24 protein-coding genes and 1 other annotated feature are annotated in these 22,720 nt (G+C 39.6%); all 24 genes read right to left on the reverse strand.

Features of this window, described 5'->3' with window-relative positions; translation table 11 throughout:
- Nucleotides 1-64 precede the first annotated feature (64 nt).
- On the reverse strand, nucleotides 65-250 hold the full coding sequence (secE, locus tag MKY09_RS18515; protein WP_169359383.1) for a preprotein translocase subunit SecE: 186 nt from the start codon (nucleotides 248-250) through the stop codon (nucleotides 65-67).
- Nucleotides 251-291: 41 nt separating this feature from the next.
- A complete protein-coding gene (rpmG, locus tag MKY09_RS18520; RefSeq protein WP_298472447.1) occupies nucleotides 292-441 on the reverse strand; it encodes a 50S ribosomal protein L33 in 150 nt (49 codons plus the stop codon).
- 74 nt (nucleotides 442-515) lie between these two features.
- Nucleotides 516-1,187 (reverse strand): RNA polymerase sporulation sigma factor SigH, encoded by a 672-nt coding sequence (gene sigH, locus MKY09_RS18525; RefSeq protein WP_169359385.1) that lies wholly within the window; start codon nucleotides 1,185-1,187, stop codon nucleotides 516-518.
- A gap of 44 nt (nucleotides 1,188-1,231) precedes the next feature.
- The gene (locus tag MKY09_RS18530; protein WP_298472443.1) at nucleotides 1,232-1,741 is read right to left on the reverse strand and encodes an NYN domain-containing protein; all 510 of its coding nucleotides are present in this window, start codon (nucleotides 1,739-1,741) and stop codon (nucleotides 1,232-1,234) included.
- 4 nt (nucleotides 1,742-1,745) lie between these two features.
- Nucleotides 1,746-2,507, reverse strand: coding sequence for a 23S rRNA (guanosine(2251)-2'-O)-methyltransferase RlmB (rlmB, locus tag MKY09_RS18535; protein ID WP_342567285.1), 762 nt, complete (start codon nucleotides 2,505-2,507; stop codon nucleotides 1,746-1,748).
- A complete protein-coding gene (locus tag MKY09_RS18540) occupies nucleotides 2,507-2,944 on the reverse strand; it encodes a Mini-ribonuclease 3 (RefSeq protein ID WP_342567286.1) in 438 nt (145 codons plus the stop codon). Before MKY09_RS18540 ends, rlmB begins: the two co-directional genes overlap by 1 nt.
- The gene (gene cysS / locus MKY09_RS18545; protein ID WP_342567287.1) at nucleotides 2,929-4,329 is read right to left on the reverse strand and encodes a cysteine--tRNA ligase; all 1,401 of its coding nucleotides are present in this window, start codon (nucleotides 4,327-4,329) and stop codon (nucleotides 2,929-2,931) included. The genes MKY09_RS18540 and cysS overlap by 16 nt, the downstream gene beginning before the upstream one ends.
- Nucleotides 4,310-4,984: a serine O-acetyltransferase gene (cysE, locus tag MKY09_RS18550; RefSeq protein WP_169359390.1), complete on the reverse strand. Its 675-nt coding sequence runs from the start codon at nucleotides 4,982-4,984 to the stop codon at nucleotides 4,310-4,312. The genes cysS and cysE overlap by 20 nt, the downstream gene beginning before the upstream one ends.
- Before the next feature lie 215 nt (nucleotides 4,985-5,199).
- Nucleotides 5,200-5,417: a binding site (T-box leader), on the reverse strand.
- Between the two features lie 54 nt (nucleotides 5,418-5,471).
- Nucleotides 5,472-6,935, reverse strand: coding sequence for a glutamate--tRNA ligase (gltX, locus tag MKY09_RS18555; RefSeq protein WP_169359391.1), 1,464 nt, complete (start codon nucleotides 6,933-6,935; stop codon nucleotides 5,472-5,474).
- A 146-nt stretch (nucleotides 6,936-7,081) separates the two neighbouring features.
- Nucleotides 7,082-7,561 (reverse strand): 2-C-methyl-D-erythritol 2,4-cyclodiphosphate synthase, encoded by a 480-nt coding sequence (gene ispF / locus MKY09_RS18560; protein ID WP_342560053.1) that lies wholly within the window; start codon nucleotides 7,559-7,561, stop codon nucleotides 7,082-7,084.
- A gap of 1 nt (nucleotide 7,562) precedes the next feature.
- Nucleotides 7,563-8,255 (reverse strand): 2-C-methyl-D-erythritol 4-phosphate cytidylyltransferase, encoded by a 693-nt coding sequence (ispD, locus tag MKY09_RS18565; protein ID WP_342567288.1) that lies wholly within the window; start codon nucleotides 8,253-8,255, stop codon nucleotides 7,563-7,565.
- A 66-nt stretch (nucleotides 8,256-8,321) separates the two neighbouring features.
- Nucleotides 8,322-9,413, reverse strand: coding sequence for a PIN/TRAM domain-containing protein (locus MKY09_RS18570; protein ID WP_342567289.1), 1,092 nt, complete (start codon nucleotides 9,411-9,413; stop codon nucleotides 8,322-8,324).
- Nucleotides 9,414-9,642: 229 nt separating this feature from the next.
- Nucleotides 9,643-11,013 (reverse strand): DNA repair protein RadA, encoded by a 1,371-nt coding sequence (radA, locus tag MKY09_RS18575; protein WP_169359395.1) that lies wholly within the window; start codon nucleotides 11,011-11,013, stop codon nucleotides 9,643-9,645.
- Nucleotides 11,014-11,166: 153 nt separating this feature from the next.
- On the reverse strand, nucleotides 11,167-13,617 hold the full coding sequence (locus tag MKY09_RS18580; protein ID WP_169359396.1) for an ATP-dependent Clp protease ATP-binding subunit: 2,451 nt from the start codon (nucleotides 13,615-13,617) through the stop codon (nucleotides 11,167-11,169).
- The gene (locus MKY09_RS18585; RefSeq protein WP_298474074.1) at nucleotides 13,614-14,708 is read right to left on the reverse strand and encodes a protein arginine kinase; all 1,095 of its coding nucleotides are present in this window, start codon (nucleotides 14,706-14,708) and stop codon (nucleotides 13,614-13,616) included. The genes MKY09_RS18580 and MKY09_RS18585 overlap by 4 nt, the downstream gene beginning before the upstream one ends.
- Nucleotides 14,698-15,237 (reverse strand): UvrB/UvrC motif-containing protein, encoded by a 540-nt coding sequence (locus MKY09_RS18590; protein WP_169359398.1) that lies wholly within the window; start codon nucleotides 15,235-15,237, stop codon nucleotides 14,698-14,700. The genes MKY09_RS18585 and MKY09_RS18590 overlap by 11 nt, the downstream gene beginning before the upstream one ends.
- A gap of 16 nt (nucleotides 15,238-15,253) precedes the next feature.
- Nucleotides 15,254-15,727, reverse strand: coding sequence for a CtsR family transcriptional regulator (locus MKY09_RS18595; RefSeq protein WP_169359399.1), 474 nt, complete (start codon nucleotides 15,725-15,727; stop codon nucleotides 15,254-15,256).
- 166 nt (nucleotides 15,728-15,893) lie between these two features.
- On the reverse strand, nucleotides 15,894-16,352 hold the full coding sequence (locus tag MKY09_RS18600; protein ID WP_342567290.1) for a GNAT family N-acetyltransferase: 459 nt from the start codon (nucleotides 16,350-16,352) through the stop codon (nucleotides 15,894-15,896).
- An 11-nt stretch (nucleotides 16,353-16,363) separates the two neighbouring features.
- Nucleotides 16,364-17,425: a ribosome small subunit-dependent GTPase A gene (gene rsgA / locus MKY09_RS18605; protein WP_342567291.1), complete on the reverse strand. Its 1,062-nt coding sequence runs from the start codon at nucleotides 17,423-17,425 to the stop codon at nucleotides 16,364-16,366.
- Between the two features lie 327 nt (nucleotides 17,426-17,752).
- The gene (locus MKY09_RS18610) at nucleotides 17,753-18,655 is read right to left on the reverse strand and encodes an ABC transporter permease (RefSeq protein WP_342567292.1); all 903 of its coding nucleotides are present in this window, start codon (nucleotides 18,653-18,655) and stop codon (nucleotides 17,753-17,755) included.
- Nucleotides 18,633-19,556: an ABC transporter ATP-binding protein gene (locus tag MKY09_RS18615; protein WP_342567293.1), complete on the reverse strand. Its 924-nt coding sequence runs from the start codon at nucleotides 19,554-19,556 to the stop codon at nucleotides 18,633-18,635. The genes MKY09_RS18610 and MKY09_RS18615 overlap by 23 nt, the downstream gene beginning before the upstream one ends.
- 163 nt (nucleotides 19,557-19,719) lie before the next feature.
- Complete coding sequence (locus MKY09_RS18620; protein WP_342567294.1) at nucleotides 19,720-20,682, reverse strand: oligopeptide/dipeptide ABC transporter ATP-binding protein; 963 nt, start codon at nucleotides 20,680-20,682, stop codon at nucleotides 19,720-19,722.
- Nucleotides 20,683-20,693: 11 nt separating this feature from the next.
- Nucleotides 20,694-21,617, reverse strand: a complete 924-nt coding sequence (locus MKY09_RS18625; RefSeq protein ID WP_342567295.1) for a C40 family peptidase — start codon at nucleotides 21,615-21,617, stop codon at nucleotides 20,694-20,696.
- The gene (locus MKY09_RS18630) at nucleotides 21,614-22,708 is read right to left on the reverse strand and encodes a dipeptide epimerase (RefSeq protein WP_342567296.1); all 1,095 of its coding nucleotides are present in this window, start codon (nucleotides 22,706-22,708) and stop codon (nucleotides 21,614-21,616) included. The genes MKY09_RS18625 and MKY09_RS18630 overlap by 4 nt, the downstream gene beginning before the upstream one ends.
- Nucleotides 22,709-22,720 lie beyond the last annotated feature (12 nt).

Genomic DNA, 22,720 nt, shown 5'->3' on the forward strand with positions numbered 1-22,720 from the left:
ACAAATGAAAAAACCCGTTCGTTGACTAAGACGGGCTATTTTCAGATATTTACATGCTACAAACTTATAACTCCAAGTACCAACGGAACAATTCAGAAATACCTAAGTCCACTACTGCAAAGAATACAGCCATTACCGCTACTGTTGCAAGCACAATGATTGTGTACCGTGTTAGCTCTTTGCGTTTTGGCCAACTTACTTTTCTCATTTCTGACCCTACGTTTTTAAAAAACCCACTAATATTAGCCATTTAGTTGAACCTCCACATGGAATATCTATCTTCTTACATACTCATAATGTTTGTTTGTGTACTGTATGAGCATTACAATGCGTGCAGTATTTTTTTCTCTCTATACGAACAGAACCGCTATCTTTAGACGCTGGAACTGTATAATTGCGATTACCACATTCTACGCAACTCAAGACGATTTTTTTAGTCATAATCTCACCTTTTTGGTGTATAAGTCTTTTTCAAGATTATCACCTTAGACTTACTGTGTCAACAAAATCCCAAATTATGCATAATTACTTCCAATCTCCATATAACGCTCTAGCTTACGCTTTACTCTTTGCAAGGCATTATCGATAGACTTAACATGTCTATTCAATTCCTCGGATATCTCTTGATAGGATTGGCCGTCTAGATATAAGGAGAGCACCTGCTGCTCAAGCTCGCTTAAAATTTCACCCATTTTACCTTCCATGTAATCATAGTTTTCTCTGTTTATGATTAACTCCTCTGGGTCGTCTACCACAGATCCTGCGATAATATCCATAAGTGTACGGTCTGATTCTTCATCATAGATCGGCTTGTCCAAGGAAATATATGAATTGAGCGGAATATGCTTTTGCCTGGTAGCTGTTTTAATAGCAGTAATGATCTGCCTTGTAATACATAATTCAGCAAATGCCCTAAAAGAAGAAAGCTTTTCCTCTTTGAAATCACGAATCGCCTTATATAGTCCAATCATTCCTTCTTGAAGTATATCTTCCTTATCCGCACCTATTAAAAAATAGGATCTACCTTTCATTCTCACAAATGAACGGTATTTCGTTATTAAATAATCTAGCGCTTCGGTGTTTCCTTGATGAACCATTTCTACAAGCTCTTCATCTAGTAAACTATCCAATTGTTGTAGATTCAGCTCTGTCTTTTCCAATGAAGTCACCTCAGCTAAATTAGACATATTTACCATCAGTATACAGGATTCAATTTTATAGCGTCAATGAGTCATTTCATTCCTCTTCGCCATTTTTCGAAAATTTCCGCTACTTCTTCTGATAAATCAATGGTCGAAGACGGCTTAGCTTCTTGGATATTCTTCACTTTTTTCGTAATATTCGAGGAAATAGAAATCATTTCAATTTCTAACTCTCTTGCAGATTTTCTTAGCGCACCTTGTCCAAATATGACTCGTTGCTCTGTCATATCAGAGGTAGCAACATAAATTTGTACGCGTCTACCACTTAACTCCCGAGTCATCTTTTCAATTCGTTCGTCTGCTGTTTCATTTTTTCTTGTAAAGATAATTTCCACATCATACTGTTTCTTTTTGTTTTCTATACCCGGTACTAGGTGGGCATCAAACACTACAATTACTCGTATACCAGTAAATGCTTTATATTCTGCCATTTGCTCGATTAGTCTATCTCTAGCATCTAGTAATTTATCATTTTTTAGTTTTCTTAACTCGCTCCATGCGCCGATGATATTATAACCATCGACAAGTAGAATCTGCATGATTTTATTGTTTAAGCGGGTTTCTTACGCGCAAAACTTCGTATAGAAGGATTGACGTAGCAACGGACGCATTCAAGCTAGTTACATGACCAACCATCGGCAAATGGTAAAGAAAGTCGCATTTATCTTTTAATAATCGACTCATCCCTTTTCCTTCACTTCCAATAATGAGTGCTAACGGGAGGGTAGCATCCATGTTTCTATAATCTGTTGACTTCGCAGCATCTGTTCCTGCAATCCACACTCCGCGTTCTTTAAGCTCGTCCACTGTTTGAGCCAAGTTCCCGGCACGATAAACTGGCACATGCTCAATTGCACCTGTAGATGCTTTGGCTACTACTGCTGTTAACCCAACAGCTCTTCTCTTCGGAATGATAATACCATGTGCTCCTACTGCATCCGCAGTACGCATAATAGAACCTAGGTTATGTGGGTCCTCAATTTCATCTAAAATGATAAAAAGTGGATCCTCTTTTTTACTTGCAGCTAGATTAAATAAATCATCTAATTCTGCATATTTGTAAGCAGCAACTGAAGCTACAATCCCTTGATGATTTGCATCGGTTAGATTATCCAGCTTTTTCTTTGGGACAAACTGAACGATAATTCCTGCTTCCTTCGCCAATTGTATGATTTCTGTAACACCACTTTTTTGAATACCTTCAGCTATCCAGACCTTATTCATGTCTCTTCCAGAGCGCAGTGCTTCTACGACTGGATTTTTACCAGCAATAATTTTACCAGTTTGTTCGGATTTCTCTATCATTATTTTTTCTCTCCCTTTTGCCCATCGATAAATTCAATGGAAAATCGCAGCACCTCTTGCAAACGATCTGCTTGCTCACTTAAGTATAAGCTACCAATAACAGCTTCAAACGCTGTACTGTAATGATACGTCAACACGTCTGTATTTTTAGGAACCGTTCCAGATTTGGCGTTTCTTCCTCTTCTTAAGACAGCCTCTTCTTCCTCAGTTAAGAAATTAGTGTTTAACATTTCTTTAACGATTGTTGCTTGTGCCTTGGCAGACACGTATTTTGTTGCTTCTTTGTGAAGGATGTTTGGTCTAACCCGCCCTGAGCGGATGAGGTGTTCTCGAACTACTTGTTCGAACACCGCATCACCCAAATAAGCTAAGGCTAAAGAGTTAAGTTGCTTTACATCAGATAATTTAAATTCCACGAGGGTCACCCACGCTTCCATCGGATACCTTGGGCAGTATCTTCTAAAATAATATTCATTTCCTTCAGCTGATCTCTAATTTCATCAGCACGAGCAAAATTTCGATCTTTTCTCGCTTGGTTACGTTCTTCGATAAGCGCATCAATTTCTTCATCCAACACCTCTTGCTCCTTTGAAAGAGTAATTCCAAGAACTGCAGTTAATAAATCCAAAATGGAAATAAATTGTTTTAATACTTCTTCAGATGTTTGCTTTTCTAATAGATAAGTATTCGCTAGCTTAGATAATTCAAATAATGCAGCTATCCCATTGGCAGTATTAAAATCATCATCCATTGCCGTTTCAAATTGTTGCTTAACCTCTTGTATTTTGTGCAGCCATATATCATGCTGGTCACCTAAATCCGCTGTTGTATTCAAACGGTGAAGTACATTTTCATATGAAGTACGAATACGTTCTAATCCTGCCTCTGCCTGCTCTACAAGCTCTTGAGAATAGTTAATTGGGTTACGGTAATGAACGCTTAGCATAAAGAATCGGAGCACTTGCGGGTTAATTTGCTTGCGAATGTCATTCACCAATACAAAGTTACCAAGTGACTTCGACATTTTTTCATTGTCTATATTGATATAACCGTTATGCATCCAATACCTAGCAAAGGTTTTTCCAGTCCTAGCCTCAGATTGAGCAATCTCGTTTTCATGGTGAGGGAAAGTTAAATCCTGACCACCAGCGTGTATATCAATTGTGTCTCCCAAAATCTCACGTGCCATAACAGAGCACTCAATATGCCAACCTGGTCGACCTTGCCCCCATGGACTTTCCCAGAATATCTCACCCGGCTTTGCAGCTTTCCATAGAGCGAAGTCTAATGCGTCTTCTTTCTTCTCTCCACGCTCAATGCGTGCTCCTACCTTTAAGTCGTCTACGGACTGATGAGAAAGCTTTCCGTACCCTTCAAACTTTCTCGTACGGTAGTAAACGTCACCTTGTGATTCATAAGCATAGCCTTTTTCTACTAGCACTTTAATAAAATCTATAATTTCATCCATATGTTCCGTTACACGAGGATGAGAGTCTGCCTTTGTGCACCCTAGTGCCTCTACGTCCGCATAATAAGCTTTAATAAAGCGATCCGTAAGCTCTGATACATCTTCACCGAGTTCGTTGGCCGCTTTAATAATCTTGTCGTCTACATCAGTAAAGTTACTTACGAATGTCACATCGTATCCACGATATTGCAAATACTTTCGGACCGTGTCATATACGATAACCGGTCGTGCGTTACCGATATGGATGTAATTGTATACCGTTGGACCGCATACATACATTTTTACCTTTCCTTCTTCTATTGGCACAAATGGTTCCTTCTCACGTTTCAGTGAATTAAAGATTTGAATTGTCATGGCGTTTGGCTCTCTCCTTTTCCTCTAGCAATCGAACTATTTCTTCCTGTAGTTGCTTAATCTTATCTTCCATTTCCTTGCACCGATCTGCAAATGGATCAGGAAGATCTTGATGATCTAAGTTTCTTTTTACCTTTTTACCATTTTGAATAACGACTACACCAGGTATGCCAACTACCGTAGAATCTTCTGGTACATCCTTTAGGACGACGGAGCCTGCTCCTACCTTACTGTTGTCACCGATTGTGATAGACCCCAACACCTTAGCTCCAGTAGCTACTAAGACATTATTCTTAAGAGTAGGGTGACGCTTTCCTTTTTCTTTACCAGTTCCCCCTAAGGTAACGCCTTGATAGATCGTACAATCGTCTCCTATCTCACAGGTTTCTCCAATAACCACCCCTGAACCATGGTCGATGAAGAAGCGTCTGCCTATCACCGCTCCAGGATGGATTTCTATACCTGTAAAGAACCTGCTGATTTGGGAGATTAGCCTTGCAAGGAAAAACCATTTCCTTTTATAAAAGACATGTGCTAACCTATGGCTCCAAACTGCATGTAAGCCTGCATAGGTTAATATAACCTCCAACTTACTAGTAGCAGCGGGATCCTGTTCAAACACTACCTCTATATCTTCTTTCATCCGCTCAAACACGATAATCACTCCTTTTTTCCATAAGAAAAGCGCAAGCGCCTATGTTTGCCCCGACAGGCAAATGGAGAAAAGCGAGGAGGCAGTTCCTCAGCCACCGCAGCTTTTATCCATTTGACCCCGAGGGGCAAGGCGCTGAAGCTAGACATCTATTTATCCACAAGTTCAGAATTTTATAATTTCCTAAACAATAAAAAAAGTCTCTGTCTATAAATATAGACAGAGACGCTGTTTTGCGCGGTTCCACTCTGATTGGAAAGATATACACCTTTCCCGCTTCACATCTTTAACGCAGATGATACGTCCAGCCTACTAATCGTTCGGCTTGGCGCTCCGAGGTGCATTTCCATAACTCATAGGTTCAGACCACTTTCAGCCGGTGATGGTCCTCTCTAAGGAACTTGCGTTACGTACTTCTCCTCTTCTTAGCTTTCTTTACTTCGTTCATGAATTACACTCATTTTCACACCTTGTAGTGGAAAAGTCAATTTTATTGTTTAGCGTATTTGGAAACTCTTGCAATTACTTTTTCTTTACCGATTAAGCTAATTGCATCCGCTAATTCCGGACCATGTGTTTGGCCAGTAGTTACGACACGGATAGGCATAAATAGGTTTTTCCCCTTATGACCCGTTTCCTTTTGCACTGCTTTAATCGATGCTTTAATTTCTGCTGGTTCAAATGTTTCTAGAGCCTCTAACTGTGCTTTAAAGGCAGCCATAACCTCTGGTACTTGTTCACCAGTCAATACTTCAAGAGCTTCTTCATTATATGCAACATCGTCGTTAAAGAACAATGATGACAACTCAATAATTTCTGCTCCAAAGCTCATTTGATCATGGTAAAGCCCTATTAAATTTGTAGCCCATACTTGTTGCTCCTCAGATAATTCCTCTGGAAGAAGCCCTTCTTTTTGTAGATGTGGCAACGCAAGCTCTACTACTTTTTCTAGTGGAAGTTGCTTAATGTATTGATTGTTCATCCAAGTTAGTTTTTGCTTATCGAACATTGACGGTGATTTGGAAAGACGAGCTACATCAAATTGTTTAATGAATTCCTCTTTAGAGAAGATTTCTTCTTCTCCTTCAGGAGACCAGCCTAATAAAGCAAAGAAGTTGAACATTGCTTCTGGAAGATACCCTAGGTCTTTATATTGTGCTACAAATTGTATGATTGATTCATCACGTTTAGATAATTTTTTACGGCTTTCGTTGATGATTAACGTCATGTGCCCGTATTTAGGATATTCCCAGCCGAAAACGTCAAATACCATTAATTGTTTTGGAGTATTGGATAAATGCTCTTCACCTCGGAATACATGCGTAATCTCCATTAAGTGATCATCTAATACTACTGCGTAGTTATAGGTTGGAATGCCATTTGCTTTGACAAGAACCCAGTCACCAACGTCTTTGGATTCAAAGGACACAGTTCCACGAACTAAATCGTCGAACTTATACGTTACATTTTCAGGCACACGCATACGAATCGTATAAGGCGTTCCTGCCGCTTCCTTCTCTTGTACTTCTTCTTTGGATAGATGTCGGCATTTTCCGTTATACATCGGAGCAGCTACACCATTTTCTTTTTGTTGCTCACGGTCAGCTTCTAATTCCTCAGAAGTACAGAAACATTTATAAGCATGGCCTTTTTCTAGCATTTCCTCTGCGTATTTCGTGTAAATATCTAATCGCTCCATTTGGCGATAAGGTGCATAAGGTCCACCGATATCTACTGATTCATCGTATTCCATTCCTAGCCACTTTAAGTTATCCAGCTGTGATAATTCTCCGCCTTCAATATTTCGCTCAATATCTGTGTCTTCAATACGAACGATAAATTTCCCATTATGGTGGCGAGCATATAAATAATTGAATAATGCAGTACGTGCTCCTCCAATATGAAGATTTCCTGTAGGACTTGGTGCATAGCGTACGCGAACTTCTTGTGTCATTATAAATCCTCCTAATTATCTTACGTTTAAATTAAACCGTTATCTGGAAAGTGGAATTAAACCGTTGATAGACAACGTGATTGTTGCCTGTTTCGCTAAAGTAGTAAACTTTATCTATTCTACCACTGCGTGTAGCATTTTTAAAGCTAGTCTTTTTTCATTAAAAGGATAGTTGCCATCGAAGCAATCCCTTCCCCACGCCCAGTAAACCCTAGCTTTTCGGTAGTTGTTGCCTTTACATTGACCTGAGAGACATCAGCTTGCAGAAGCTCTGCTACTTTTGAGCGGATTTGCTCTATGTACGGGGCCATTTTAGGCATCTGAGCTATTATCGTGCAATCTACATTTCCAAGCTTATAGCCTTTTGCATCTACTAGCTTCCAAATATACTCGAGCAATTTCGCCGAATCTGCATCTTTAAAGTCAGGATCCGTATCAGGGAAATGTCTTCCGATATCTCCTTCTCCAATTGCTCCTAGCGCTGCATCTGTAATGGTATGGAGTAACACATCTGCATCCGAGTGACCGATTAAACCTCTTTCATAAGGGATCGTTATCCCACCTATGATTAATGGGCGGTTATCTGCAAATTCATGTACATCAAAGCCTTGTCCTATTCTTAACAATTTATTTTTCCTCCTGCTTTCGTTTATTTAAAATTACTTCTCCTAACAATAAGTCCTCTTGAGTGGTTACCTTTACGTTATCATAGGTACTCTCCACGATGTGAACATTTCCACCTTGCTTCTCTACTAGCATAGCCTCGTCTGTTCCTAAAAAGGATTCCTGCTCAGCGAGTCTTTCGGCTTTCTCCAATACATCATATTGAAAAGCTTGAGGTGTTTGGATAATCCAAAGACTCTCTCGATCAACCGTTTCCTGTATTATACCATTGTGAACCTTTTTCATCGTATCCTTTGCCCGTACTGCAGCAACTGCTGAGCCAAATTTTTCAGCTGCTTGGACTAGCTGATGAATGACTTCCTGCTGAATGAACGGTCTAGCAGCATCATGCACCAATACAATCCCTTTAGCAGGACTAGCCTTCAAGCCCGCATATACACTATGCTGTCTTTCAGAACCGCCTTCTACAATGGCTGACACCTTTTGGATGGAATATTGCTGTAGAAGCTGTTCTATATATGATTTTTCTTCTTTTTTTATCGCCAATACAATATGAGCGCAGTCAGGGTCTTGTTCAAAAACTCTAAGCGTATGTATTAAAACTGGTATATTACTTAATTCGATAAAAAGTTTGTTGTGACCTGCTCCCATCCTTTTGCCACTCCCCGCGGCAGGTAAGATTACTGTATACAACATTATTTACGTACCTCCTATATTACAAAGAAAAAGGGTATGCTCCACAAAGGAAACATCCCCTCCTACTTATTTAGTTTCTTGGGGTTTCGCAAAGATCATTCGTCCTGCTGATGTTTGGAGAACACTCGTCACTTCTACATTAATAGCTTGTCCGATATAAGCTTTACCGCCTTCTACAACAATCATCGTCCCATCGTCTAAATAAGCTACCCCTTGATTATGCTCTTTACCATCTTTAATCACAACTACATGCATTATTTCCCCGGGAATAACTACCGGTTTAACGGCATTTGCTAAATCATTAATATTCAATACACGAACCTGATGCAGCTCACATACCTTGTTTAGATTAAAGTCATTTGTAACTACTATGCCACCCATTTTTTTAGCTAGACGCATCAATTTTAAATCAACCTCTTGGACATCCTCAAAGTCTTCTTCCACTATTAAAACTGCCGTACTTCTTTCATCCTTTAGTTTGTTTAGAACGTCTAAGCCTCGGCGACCTCTTGTCCGTTTAAGTGTATCAGAAGAATCTGCAATATGCTGAAGCTCCGTTAGCACAAATTGAGGGACAACAAGTACCCCTTCCATAAAGCCGGTTTCAGAAATATCAGCTATTCTTCCATCAATGATCACACTTGTGTCCAAGAGCTTGTAAGTCCCCAATGGTAGAGCCTGTTCTTCTTCCTCTGCTGTTTTTTTCTTCAACGTAGGAAGCTTAGAAGATGGAGTAAACACGTGTAGCAATTCATCTCTTTTTTTATAACCTACCTGGAATCCTAAATACCCTAAAATGATGGTCAATAGAACTGGAGCAACAGACCGAATGACTGGAAATTCAATACTCGATACCGCTGACCCTAAAAAGAAGGCTACGATTAAACCGATGACCATCCCTAACGTCCCAAACAACAAATCACCAATGGGTGCCTTTAATAGTCTTTCCTCCATCCATTTAATGAAATGAATTAAATAATCTGTTAAAAATAGCGCAGCTACATACAGCATGATTGCTCCGATTAATACAGAAACATATACATTGTTAATAAAAGAGTTGTTGGATAAATTAATCAGTTCATATAAGTGCGGTAAGAATAGCAACCCTAATGTACCACCTATTAATACAAAAGCAATTTGAATAATCCACTTTAACAAATATTCCACCTCCGTTTAAATTTTATTATACTTCCTTTTATGGCTCTATGCCTATTTTGACGTATGAGTAAGGCTAACCAATGCAGCAATACAATACTAGTATCAAAAGTTTACTTATACATAGTTTACATTACCACTCAGAAGTATACGTATTTTAGAAAGCAGGTGGCAGTTCCCCACCACCGTATCTTCTCTATTATTACCTCGAGTAGTTTGTCCTACTAGTCAGTTAAGAAAAAGCTTCCTTCATCACTTCATTTACTGATTCTACACCAATGACCTGAAGTCCCTTTGGATAGTCCCAGCCTCCCATATTCGATGCTGGGATGATTGCTCGTTTAAAGCCGAGCTTTGCAGCCTCTTGCACTCTTTGTTCAATCCTCGAAACTCTTCTTACCTCACCAGTTAATCCGACTTCTCCTATAAAACAGTCAGTTGAAGCAACACCTATATCTCTAAAACTAGAGACAATACTTACTAGGACGGCTAAATCGATGGCAGGTTCGTCTAATTTTACTCCACCGGCAACTTTTATATAGGCGTCTTGTGTTTGAAGTAGCAGTCCCATGCGTTTTTCTAGCACTGCCATTAACAAGGAAATTCTATTTTGGTCAATCCCTGTAGCCATTCTTTTAGGGTAGTTAAAGCTCGACTGTGTGACTAGCGCTTGAATCTCTACTAAAATCGGTCTTGTCCCTTCCATAGACGCGACGATTGCAGAGCCTGCTGCTCCATGAGAACGCTCCTGCAAAAATAACTCAGAAGGATTCAGTACTTCCTTTAGACCCTGTTGTACCATTTCAAAAATAGCAATCTCATTAGTCGAACCAAATCTATTTTTTTGTGAACGCAATATACGATGATTGTGATGACGCTCACCCTCAAAATATAAAACCGTATCTACCATATGCTCAAGGATCCTTGGTCCGGCGATTTGGCCTTCTTTAGTTACATGACCAACTAAAAAGATCGCAATATTTTTAGTCTTCGCGATACGCATCAGCTCAGCAGTACTTTCACGTACTTGAGACACGCTACCTGGTGCACTCGTTACTTCTGGGTGATGCACAGTTTGTATAGAATCCACGATTACAAAACGCGGACTTACTTGATCGATTGTTTCATTTATCAGCTCTAGATTAGTTTCCGAATAGATATAAAGTTCGTTTGAAGTAACTCCTAGACGTTCTGCTCGGAGTTTCGTCTGGCGGATGGATTCTTCTCCGGAAATGTAGAGGACTCTTTCTCCCTTATTCGCAAGAAGTGCAGAAACTTGTAAAAGAAGCGTTGATTTACCTATACCTGGATCTCCCCCAATTAAAACTAGGGAGCCTGGCACAATTCCTCCACCTAAGACCCGATTCAATTCTACTAAATCCGTCTGTACACGAGGCTCATCGATCGTTTCAATAGATATAATGGGCGTTGCTTTTTGAGTGACTCCAGAGGAATGCTGAAAAGAATGTCTAGGCCCCTTAGAAACAACCTCTACCTCTTCGACCATCGTGTTCCATTCTCCACACCCTGGACATCTACCCATCCATTTGGCAGCCTCATAGCCACATGAGTTACACATAAATTTCGTTTTCTTTTTTGCCATATAATCCTCCTATAATAAGAAAAGCGCAAGTGCCTGTTCTGCCCCGACAGGCAAATGGAGAAATGCGAGGAGGCAGTTCCTCAGCCACCTCACATACTCTTAGTTGCACTATGTAAAAAAAGGCATTCCGGTGATCTCGGAATGCCTATAATATTAACTTTCTGTGACAGGCTCTGTTGTTCGAACAACAAATTCGTCATTTTCTACATCAAATACTACACGCTGACCCGTTAAGACTTCACCTTTTAACAGTTCCTCTGAAAGACGATCTTCCACATGCTTTTGTAATGCACGGCGCAACGGACGTGCTCCATATGTTGGATCGTAGCCTTCTGTAGTAATTTTATCTTGAGCAGCTTCAGTAAGTACTAGCTCTATTCCTTGTTCTTTTAAACGCTTCGCTAGCTGCTCTGTCATTAATGTCACAATTTGTTTTAAGTGTTCCTTCTCTAATGAGTGGAATACAATCATTTCATCTAAACGGTTTAAGAATTCAGGACGGAATGCTTTTTTCAATTCTTCCAGCATTTTTCCTTTCATATCTTTATAATCCGTTTTTCCTGCTTCTTGTAAGTTAAACCCTACATGTTTATTATACTTAAGTGCATCTGCTCCAACATTAGATGTCATAATCACTACTGTATTGCGGAAGTCGACTGTGCGACCTTTCGAATCAGTTAATCGACCATCCTCTAATACTTGTAAAAGTATATTGAATACGTCTGGATGTGCTTTTTCAATTTCATCTAATAAAATTACAGAATACGGTTTACGGCGAACTTTTTCAGTCAACTGACCACCATCATCAAAGCCAACATACCCCGGAGGTGAACCTACTAAACGAGAAGTAGAATGTTTTTCCATGTACTCAGACATGTCTACTCGGATCATCGCGTCCTCGTCTCCAAACATTACCTCTGCTAAAGCACGAGCTAACTCCGTTTTACCTACTCCTGTAGGTCCTAAGAAGATAAATGAACCAATTGGTCGCTTCGGATCTTTTAAGCCCGCTCGAGCTCGTCGGATAGCACGAGAAATAGCATCTACCGCTTCTTTTTGTCCGATTACACGTTCATGTAATTTATCCTCCAGCTTTAACAACTTCTCGGACTCTGTTTGAGCTAACTTGGAAACAGGAATTCCAGTCCACATCGAAACGACAGCAGCGATATCCTCGACTGTAACCTCTGACTCTTCTTTTCCTTGTTTTTCTTTCCAAGTATTTTTCATAGTTTCTAATTTATCTTTAATCTTTTGTTCTTTATCTCGGAAAGAAGCTGCCTTCTCAAATTCCTGGCTTTGCACAGCTGCATTTTTCTCAGAGCGAACAGCCTCTAGCTTCGTTTCTAATTCTTTTAAATTAGGAGGAGTTGTATAGGAACGAAGGCGAACCTTAGAACCTGCCTCATCAATTAAATCTATTGCTTTATCAGGCAAGAAACGATCTGAAATGTAACGATCAGACATTTTAACTGCCGCTTCTACTGCTTCATCCGTAATTTTCACACGGTGATGTGCTTCATAACGATCGCGTAACCCATAAATAATTTGTACAGCTTCCTCAGAAGAAGGCTCATCAACTTGGATTGGTTGGAAGCGACGTTCAAGCGCAGCATCTTTTTCAATGTATTTGCGATATTCGTCTAATGTAGTAGCACCGATACATTGAATTTCTCCTCGAGCCAGTGCTGGTTTCAAGATATTAGAAGCATCAATTGCCCCCTCTGCTCCACCTGCACCGATTAACGTATGAAGTTCATCAATGAAAAGAATAACATTTCCTGCTTGGCGAATTTCATCCATCACTTTTTTCAGACGGTCTTCAAATTCACCACGATATTTAGTACCCGCTACAACAGTACCCATATCTAAAGTCATTACACGTTTATCTCTTAAAATTTCAGGAACCTCATTTTGTACGATTTGTTGTGCAAGACCTTCTGCAATAGCAGTCTTACCTACACCTGGCTCCCCAATTAGGACCGGATTATTTTTCGTACGACGAGCTAATATTTCAATAACACGTGTGATTTCCTTGCTACGCCCTATTACAGGATCTAGCGTACCTTCTCTTGCAATTTGTGTTAAATCGCGTGCTAACCCGTCTAATGTCGGTGTACTAGCAGGAGCGACTCCGTTGTTATTACTATTGCTATGAGATTGATCGGAACTTCCTAATAATTGAAGCACTTGCTGACGCGCCTTGTTCAAGCTTACACCTGCATTGTTCAATACTCTTGCTGCTACTCCTTCTCCTTCACGAATTAAAGCAAGAAGTAAATGTTCTGTTCCAATGTATGAGTGACCTAGTTTTCTTGATTCATCTACTGACAGCTCAATGACTTTCTTAGCACGAGGCGTATAGTGAACAATCGGACCAACTTCCTCTGCTCCAGTTCCAACCAGCTCCTCGATCCCTGCCTCTATCACTTTTGGATCTACTTCGATTGCTTCTAATGCTTTTGCGGCAATTCCGCTACCTTCACGGATAAGACCGAGTAAAATATGTTCTGTTCCAATAGATTCATGCTTTAAACGAATAGCCTCTTCTTGAGCTAATTGTAAAACTTTTTGCGATCTTTGCGTAAATCGATTAAACATCATGCAGGTTCCTCTCCTTTTGTATTATCTTTTTCTCCTTTTTGCAAACGTTCCCTTAACAGCTTAGCTCGAAACATGTCACGCTCCGTGGCATTTAAAGTAGTGCCAGCGTACTTTTGTAAAAAACCAGGCTGCATAAAGATCATACATTCATTTAGGATGGACATATCTATATCCTTAATAAGTCCAATATCTATTCCTAAACGCACATCAGACAGACATCTTGCCGCCTCCTCTGTGGTCATTAGACGAGCATAGGATAAGGTTCCTAGTGAACGGTAAAGACGATCCTCCAATGTATTTGGGGAGTGCTGTAAAAGTGCGTCTCTTGCTTCTCTTTCTTTTTGAATAATTTGTTCTGCTATACTTTGAAGATCAGCAAGTATATCTTCCTCAGTCTTACCAAGTGTCGTTTGATTTGATACCTGATAAACATTGCCGAGCGCTTCACTACCCTCTCCATATATTCCTCTTACGACCATACCAAGCCGAGAAATAATGGTTACGATTCGATTCATTTGCTTTGTTTTTGTTAAAGCAGGTAAGTGCATCATGACAGATGCTCTAAGTCCTGTTCCAGTGTTTGTAGGGCAGCTTGTCAAATAACCAAACTGTTCGTCAAATGCATATGGTAATTCCTTTTCTAATAAACGATCTATTGTATCTGCCCGTTCGTAAGCTTGTTGGATTTGGAGTCCTGGAAATAGGCATTGAATTCGAATATGGTCCTCTTCATTCACCATGACACTAACAGACTCATCTTCTGATAAAAGGACAGATCCCGTATTTGGTGAATTTGCGAGCTTAGGACTTATTAAATGTTTTTCAACCAAGACTTGACGCCCTAGCTCAGATACATCTTTAATATGCACAGATGTAAAATTTTTCTGTAATTCTTCATCTGCATCTAACAGTGTGGAGGATACAGATTGGTCAATTTTATGCGCTTCGTCCTCTGTAAATGCTAGAGGGAAGCGAAAACCATTAAGGTTTCTCGCCAAGCGAATTCTGGTGCTCATCACGATGTCAGAATGCTCTCCTTCCCCTTCCATCCAACTAGATCTGGAATTATCTAAAAAGTTCTCAATCGACATGTGAATCGTCACCTCCTCCGGCAAGTTGTTTTTCAAGGTCTTTAACTTCGTCTCTTAACTTCGCGGCATCTTCAAATTGCTCTTGCTCAACTGCCTGCTTCATTTGAGCCCTAATTGCTTCAATTCGTTTCTTTAAAGCTATTTTTTCACCAAGTCGCCCTGGTGCTTTTCCAATATGTGTAGTGTTACCATTGTGTAGACGTTTTAGGGCTTGAGGTAAATGAGGACGGAAGCTTTCGTAGCATGATGCACATCCAAACTTACCCTCTTCTAGAAATCTCTCAATAGACCAGCCACATTCATCACATTCAAGTGTTTTTTGTTGTTTTTGTTGAACTATCTGATCTGCTTGGTTAAACCAATTAGATAGAAGCTGATGAAGAGATAATGGGTCTTGTTTGTATTCAACATAAAACGGGTGGAGGCTATTGGCACAGACCTCACAATAATGTCTTTCAAAGTGTTCTCCGTTATGCACTTGTGTAACCGTCACTTTAGCTGGCCGTTGTTTACAATTTTCACAAATCACCTTATCAACACCCCGTTCAATTTTCACTTTTTTCATATTTTAGTGTTAAAAGCATGGCACATAGTATACGTGCTCGTAGCTCATCTCTTGCTGGTAGTGGGATGGCTAAAGTTGTTCTGTCTAGAGCTGCTAAAATTATCTTCGCCTCTCTTTTCGTAATAACCTCTTCATCCAATAAACGAAAAACAATATCCTCTGTAGTGGATGCAGATGCTCCTGCTTCCAGACTTTGTATTATATGCTCAATTAATTCAGCTTTTGTGTGGGCTCGAACGCGGAGAATTCGAATATACCCACCACCACCACGTTTACTTTCCACCAAATATCCACGATCCAGTGTGAATCGGGTGTTTATTACATAATTTATTTGTGAAGGTACACATTGAAATTTTTCTGCGATCTCGCTTCTTTTGATTTCAATTTGCCCTCTACTTTCTTGTTCGATAATTGCCTTCAAATAACCTTCAATAATGTCAGATATATTTTTCATCTTCTCTCACCTCTTCTCACAAAAACTGACTTTGACTATCTTTGACTATATTATATAATGAATTTTTTGGTTGTGCAATTCATTTGCCTAGCATAAAAGAAACAAAAAAACTACCAACATTTATTGTCAGTAGTTTTAGGGTGTATCAAAATGAAAACTTATATTCTTATATTTGTGAATTGTATTTAAGCTGCGTAATAAAAATTGTTGGCTCTACCTCAATATTTTGTACTTTGAAAAAGTGATGTCTTTCATACAAAGCAAGAGCTGGTAAATTTTTTGCGCCGGTAGAAACTATTATACTTACAGCTTTTGAAGTAGTGCTCAAAACATGCTGGAGCAACTCAGAAGCTATCCCTTTTCTAAAATAATTTGGGTGGACAACTAACCTACAAATACTTACTACGTCTCCCTCATATTCATAGGAGATAAAACCAAGTAGCTTCTCCATATGATACTTTCCTATAAAAATCTCTTTAGATACTTTAATATCCTCGATTGTTTCCTTAAGCTGTGGTATGCCTTCAAAACCGATAATCTCTGCTTCCTTGCGGTAAGCCGGAAGCTGTATTTCGAGCATTTCCTCTGCTATAGAATGCTTTTGGTGATCAATTAATCGAATCATATGCACCTCTATTAAACTTTTCTTCTCTTATTGGTTTTTTGGATCTTCGATACTTGCTTCCATTTATCACGTTCTGTTTTTTGAGCAGCTAAGTTGTTTTTACGCTCGATATGAGCAAGCTCACGCAATAATTTTACATAGCTTACATATCTATCCTCTTTTAGTAAACCAGTTTGAATGGCTTCTTGAATGGCGCAGCCCGGCTCTTTTTTATGCTGGCAGTCTCTAAATCTGCATTCGATAGCAAGTTCTTCGATATCCTGAAAACTGTTGCTAATACCTTCGCTAGAATCCCAGAGCTGGAACTCTCTCATTCCCGGGGTATCAATTAATAGTCCCCCACCAGGTAATAAGGAAAGCTCTCTATGAGTGGTTGTATGACGTCCTTTACTGTCATCCGTTCGAATATCGCTAACCTCCATTACATCCTCACCAGATAGAGCATTGATCAAAGAGGATTTCCCTACGCCTGAAGAACCTAGTAAGGCCCCCGTTTTACCGTTGACTAGGAGAGCGGCTAAGTCATCTATTCCCTCTCCCGTGACACTAGATACAGCGAATACATTTACGCCAAATGCAATCATTTCGACTTCACTGATGAAATAATCCACCTGTTCACAAGCGTCTTTTTTCGTTAGTACCACGACAGGTGTAGCACCAGAATCCCAAGCTGCAAGTAGATAGCGCTCTAACCTTCTTATATTAAAATCATGGTTGAGTGACATCACTAAAAATACATAGTCTACATTCACTGCTACCAATTGGATTTCTGTTGTTGTACCTGCCACTTTTCTCGAGAATTGGGATTGTCTCGGTAAAACCTGTTGAATAATACCTTTATCTTCTCCGGGCATCTGCTCTAAAACCACCCAATCTCCTACGGCTGGGTAGGCTTCACGGTTGTGATCAAACTTAAATCTACCCGAAAGAGAGCAAAGCCACTCACCTTCATTCGTAATTACTCGATAAGAATGCTTATGTTCGAGTAAAACTCGACCTACTAATCCTTTGTTCGACATCTTTTCTTCCCATTTACTATTCCATCCATACTGTTCGATTAAATTCAATTTCAATTTCCTCCTAATTTTCCCATTAAAATATTTGAATCGCCATTATATTAAGCGAATTACTGGGCAACAAAAAAACCATGATTGCTCGAATCAGCAATCATGGTCTCCCGTTCATTAGTAAAGAAATTTCAAAAAGTATGAAGAAATAAGCTCGATTGTCTGTATACAATCAAACTAATACCTATTCCGCCTACATTTTAGAAAATAACAGGGTGAGACATCATGAGCTTACTGATTCGAATCGAATTATATACAATAGCCATAATGCTTCACCTCTTTCTTTAAGTTAAATTCAGAATACTACAAGTTTTTGAAATATGCAATAGGCAATTATGCCGTGACATCACGTTTTGTAAATGACCAGTAGCTTGTCACAAGGAATATCACTAGGTACACAGCAATTACGACAATAGAGAAGCCCATAGACATACTTTCAAGTAGCGGCTCTTTTGTTCCGATAAATTGACTTAAATTTGTATTAGCAAATAAAATGTACTTTGAAAATTCTATTTCCAACATCGCGAGAACACCGGTTACTTGTACTCCTGTAAACATCAAGAAAATAGATATTCCTATTGCCAATGAGCTCGAACGGAAAACAGAGCCAATCATAAAGGCCAACGTTCCAATCACTAATACATTGATTAGCGATAAAGCAGTTAACAGTAACAATCTACCCCAGAATGAAACTTCAACTACAGCACCGTCTACTAACTCTAATTGGGTTCCTGGTACATTATCAAAGAATATATATCCAAAAATGATACCTGAAATAAGAAGAATACCAGTCATTGCTACTGCAAATAAACCAACCGTTAAAAGTTTAGACGTTAGAATTTTCCAACGTTTCACTGGTCTTGTTAATAACATTTTAATCGTTCCTTGAGAAAATTCAGAAGCGACTATACCACCTGCAACAACTACTGTAAGTAATGTAACAACTGACATCATACCAGGAAGGCCAGTGAAAAAGCCTTGTGCACTATCATCTATAATTGGTGGTGGCAGTTCATTATCCAATCTATATTTAGTTATTTCTGGATCCTCTGAGCTAGCAGCCATCTGACTAACTGTAATAGCTTCTCCTGATTCGTCCTGTCCTACTTCCAAGGAATTCATCCATTTCACAAAGCCAGCAGAACCAAGCATTACTAATACGAGCAGTATAGCCATAATCCAGGTTGCTTTTTTACTCCATAGTTTTAACCACTCATTTCGCACGAGATTCAGCAATTTGTCCACCTCCTGTAATTTCTAAGAATTGATCTTCTAATGTTTTTCTATTTGGAGTGATGGAATAGATTTGTAGGCCATTCGCAATCATCTCTGCAACTAATGCAGGCACTTCCTCTTTATTAAGTGGAATTATAAAACCACTTCCTTGAGCCTCCATTGTAATCTCTTTATGTTTAAAGAAATCTACTACTTTTTCTAGTTCAGATGCTTCGATGTAATAATAAGATTTTTGCTGTTCATTTACCTCTTGAATAGATAAGAGCTTCCCATTTTGAATAACAGCAATTCTATCACACATTAATTCTATCTCTGCGAGCAAATGACTTGAAACAAAGATAGCAACACCATCTTCTACTGCGATCTTTTTTAAGTATGTGCGGAATTCCCGAATCCCTGCAGGATCTAACCCGTTTGTGGGCTCGTCTAAAATAAGAAATTTAGGCTTATGTAGGATAGCCTGTGCTAGGCCAAGACGCTGTCTCATTCCTAAAGAATAGGTGGATACCTTTTCGTGAATACGCTTTTGAAGTCCCACCTGAGCAATTACTTCATCAATACGTTCTTTGGTGATGTTCTTATTCATTCGAGCAAAATGAACGAGATTTTTATATCCGCTCATAAACTTATACATTTCAGGGTTCTCTACAATTACCCCTACCTTGCTCATGGACCCCTCAAAATCCTCGGACAAAGGCTTGCCTTCTATAAACACCTCTCCTGATGTTGGCTTCATAAGACCAGTCATCATCCGTATAGTTGTTGTTTTCCCTGCTCCATTCGGCCCTAAGAATCCTGTTATTTGCCCAGAATACAAGTCTAATGTCAGGTCGTCGATAATTTTCTTTGTCCCGATTACTTTAGAAAGATTTTGTAACCGTACTATTGTTTTTTGTTCCAATTAACTCACCTTCCTTATCACTAATTTGATCTCCATTAACTTATACGTCTCAAATTTGAATAAGTTCTATAATATTCTAAATTAATTCGTTTTCCTTCTACATAGCTATAAATCAAAATAAAAAAACACCAATCCATTTCAATCAGACTGGTGTAATCCCATATTAATTATAAAGATGACAGGCAACAAAATGGCCTGGTTCCTGCTCTTTCCAAATCGGCTTTTTCTCTGCACATATAGACATCGCATGAGGACATCTTGTCCTGAATACACAACCCGAAGGTGGATTGATCGGACTTGGTAGCTCGCCTTGTAGGATAATCCGTTGACGGGATTCCTCAATATCAGGGTCTGGAATTGGAATTGCCGACAACAATGCCTGCGTATATGGATGTAATGGGCTTTCATAAAGCTGACTACTTGTTGTTAGTTCAACCATATGCCCTAAATACATTACACCAATACGATCAGAAATATATTTAACCATAGATAGATCATGAGCGATAAATAAATAGGTTAACCCTTTTTCCTTTTGAAGACGCTGTAACAATTTTACTACTTGAGCTTGTACAGAAACGTCCAACGCTGATATTGGCTCATCTGCTATGATAAATTCCGGATCTAATGCCAGGGCTCGCGCAATTCCTATACGTTGTCTTTGTCCGCCTGAGAATTCATGTGGGTACCTATTAGCATGATCTCGATTTAGTCCGACATCTTCTAACAGCTCGTAAACTCTATCTCTAACCTCTTTTTTAGAGCTATATAATTTATGAATTTCGATAGGCTCTGCAATAATTTCGAGGACTGTGGACCTAGGATTTAGAGATGCGTAGGGATCTTGGAAAATCATTTGCATTTTCTTCAAATAATTTTTGCGTTCTTTATCATTCATTTCATGTACATTCTTTTGTTCGAATAGCACATCTCCCTCAGTCCGGTTATACAGACCTAGGATAGTACGTCCAGCGGTAGATTTACCACAGCCCGATTCCCCAACTAAGCCAAATGTTTCTCCCTTGAGTATGTCAAAGCTAATCCCATCCACTGCCTTTAAAGTGCTGCCTTGACCAATATCAAAATGTCTCTTTAAATCCTTTACAGATAATAGTACATTCTCCGTCATATCTTTCCCCCCTAAACGGCATATCTTCTCACAGCACATATCTCTTTTTGTAGCTTGGAGCCTTCTAATACTAAAATTTCCACTGACTTCCCTGTTGAAGGTGAATGTAATAATTGACCATTCCCATAGTAAAATCCAACATGACGAACTGAGCCTGTGCCTTCGTCATTTGCAAAAAATAGCAAGTCTCCCTTTTTCCATGAAGAAGGTTCATCCTTAGAGACCTCTATACCTTCTCTCGCCTGATCACTTGCATCGCGTGGGATAAAATAGCCACACGCCTTTAACATGTTGTATGAAAATCCTGAGCAATCAAAGCCATATGGAGACATCCCTCCCCATAGATATGGTAAGTCTAAGTAGGCTTCCCCCAGCCTCACAGTTTCCTCTAGTGGGAGTTTTGGTAATTGTTCCTTAGATGCAGCATATTGCACATTTTCTTTTCGGAGCAGCCCCTCTCCATGTGGCGCTCGAACCTTATAGAAATCATCTGTTTCCGATAGAACAGGTAGAATTGTATTAAAAGGTAGAATCAGTAATGGTTTTTCTTCCGGATCCCATAACTGGCTTCTTGTACTCTTTACTCGAACAATTCCTTTGTTGCCAGCCTCTACTATTTCTTTCAATTGAGCCAACGGCACCCAACCCGGATAGCCTCTTTCGTCTTTTTTAGAGGGCTGCCAGACTGCGATTATTTTAGCCCAATCGTCCTTTATCTCATCCACAATAACTGGCTCTCCATAAAGAAGCTGAGTTTGAACACGGTTCTCATCACAAAGGGCTAGTCGCTCCTTGTATGGCAAAGCTTCTAGCCATTCAACAAGCTGTACAGGATTGGATATTCCTGGAGCATCTACTTCCCGAGCGGAAGCCGGCTCTGTCCAGACCGTCGCAACCTTTACTGCACAGGCCCAATAACTTTTTTCTACTGTCATTTTTGTCCCTCCCCTATTTTAACGCTCGCAATGCCTAGCCCATAGGATTTCGAAAAGGTCATCGTGCTAGCTTGGTAGACGACACCGCCTGTAACAATGTCCTCCGCCAGCATTAAAGGGGCATCAAAATCATAAAAAAGGATATTAGGCTGACTCGCTGCCAAATGAGCTGCTGCTGTTATTCCTATTTTAGTTTCAATCATACTCCCTACCATACATGTGATATCATTTGCCTCTGCCAATGTATTAATCTTTAATGCCTGATAAATGCCACCAGATTTCATTAATTTAATATTAATTAAGTCTGCAGCCCGCATTTCTAATACACGCTTAGCATCATAAATCGAGAAAACACTCTCATCTGCCATAATAGGGGTTGCCGTTCGTTCAGTTACGTATTTTAAGCCTTCTAGATCCTCTGCAGGAACTGGCTGCTCGACAAACTCAATATTAAGCCCAGTGTCTTCCATAGTACCTATAGCGCGTACGGCTTCTTTTGCACTCCATCCCTGATTGGCATCGAGCCTTATTTTAATATCTTTTCCTACTCGCCTCCTAATAGCCTCAATACGTTCAATATCCTCTTGTATCGTACCTATTCCAACCTTTACTTTGAGTATTTGAAACCCTTCTCTTACGTAGCGCTCAGCATCCTCTGCCATCTCAGCTGGTTCATTGACACTCACAGTAAAATCGGTTGTAAGGCTATTTCGATAGCCTCCTAAATATTGATAAAGTGGTAGCTCAGCATATTGGCCCAAAAGGTCAAAGATTGCCATGTCAACTGCAGCTTTCGCACTCGTATTTCTGACAAGTACTTTATGGAGCTTCTGAAAAATTATCTCCTTTTCTAGTAAAGAAAGTCCGATTAGCTGCGGAGAAATAATTTCATTTATAGCGTATTGGATACTTTCTAATGACTCACCAGTGATTACATGAGTAGGTGGTGCCTCTCCGTAACCTACTTTTCCTTCATCAGAGGTTACCTTCACGACAACGGAAAAAGCAGTGGTAACTGTACGCAATGCTGTTTTGAAAGGTTTAGTCAGTGGAACAGCAACATAAAACGTTTCAATAGCTTGTATTTTCACCCTAAATTCCTC

This window comes from Psychrobacillus sp. FSL K6-4046 (genome assembly GCF_038624605.1).
Classification (GTDB): Bacteria; Bacillota; Bacilli; order Bacillales_A; family Planococcaceae; genus Psychrobacillus.

Coding starts and splice junctions, on each gene's coding strand:
- secE (WP_169359383.1), bottom strand. CDS start 250: ATGGCTAATATTAGTGGGTTTTTTAAAAACGTAGGGTCAGAAATGAGA.
- rpmG (WP_298472447.1), bottom strand. CDS start 441: ATGACTAAAAAAATCGTCTTGAGTTGCGTAGAATGTGGTAATCGCAAT.
- sigH (WP_169359385.1), bottom strand. CDS start 1,187: ATGTCTAATTTAGCTGAGGTGACTTCATTGGAAAAGACAGAGCTGAAT.
- MKY09_RS18530 (WP_298472443.1), bottom strand. CDS start 1,741: ATGCAGATTCTACTTGTCGATGGTTATAATATCATCGGCGCATGGAGC.
- rlmB (WP_342567285.1), bottom strand. CDS start 2,507: ATGATAGAGAAATCCGAACAAACTGGTAAAATTATTGCTGGTAAAAAT.
- MKY09_RS18540 (WP_342567286.1), bottom strand. CDS start 2,944: ATGGAAGCGTGGGTGACCCTCGTGGAATTTAAATTATCTGATGTAAAG.
- cysS (WP_342567287.1), bottom strand. CDS start 4,329: ATGACAATTCAAATCTTTAATTCACTGAAACGTGAGAAGGAACCATTT.
- gltX (WP_169359391.1), bottom strand. CDS start 6,935: ATGACACAAGAAGTTCGCGTACGCTATGCACCAAGTCCTACAGGAAAT.
- ispD (WP_342567288.1), bottom strand. CDS start 8,255: ATGTTGTATACAGTAATCTTACCTGCCGCGGGGAGTGGCAAAAGGATG.
- radA (WP_169359395.1), bottom strand. CDS start 11,013: ATGGCAAAAAAGAAAACGAAATTTATGTGTAACTCATGTGGCTATGAG.
- MKY09_RS18580 (WP_169359396.1), bottom strand. CDS start 13,617: ATGATGTTTAATCGATTTACGCAAAGATCGCAAAAAGTTTTACAATTA.
- MKY09_RS18585 (WP_298474074.1), bottom strand. CDS start 14,708: ATGTCGATTGAGAACTTTTTAGATAATTCCAGATCTAGTTGGATGGAA.
- MKY09_RS18595 (WP_169359399.1), bottom strand. CDS start 15,727: ATGAAAAATATATCTGACATTATTGAAGGTTATTTGAAGGCAATTATC.
- MKY09_RS18600 (WP_342567290.1), bottom strand. CDS start 16,352: ATGATTCGATTAATTGATCACCAAAAGCATTCTATAGCAGAGGAAATG.
- MKY09_RS18620 (WP_342567294.1), bottom strand. CDS start 20,682: ATGACGGAGAATGTACTATTATCTGTAAAGGATTTAAAGAGACATTTT.
- MKY09_RS18625 (WP_342567295.1), bottom strand. CDS start 21,617: ATGACAGTAGAAAAAAGTTATTGGGCCTGTGCAGTAAAGGTTGCGACG.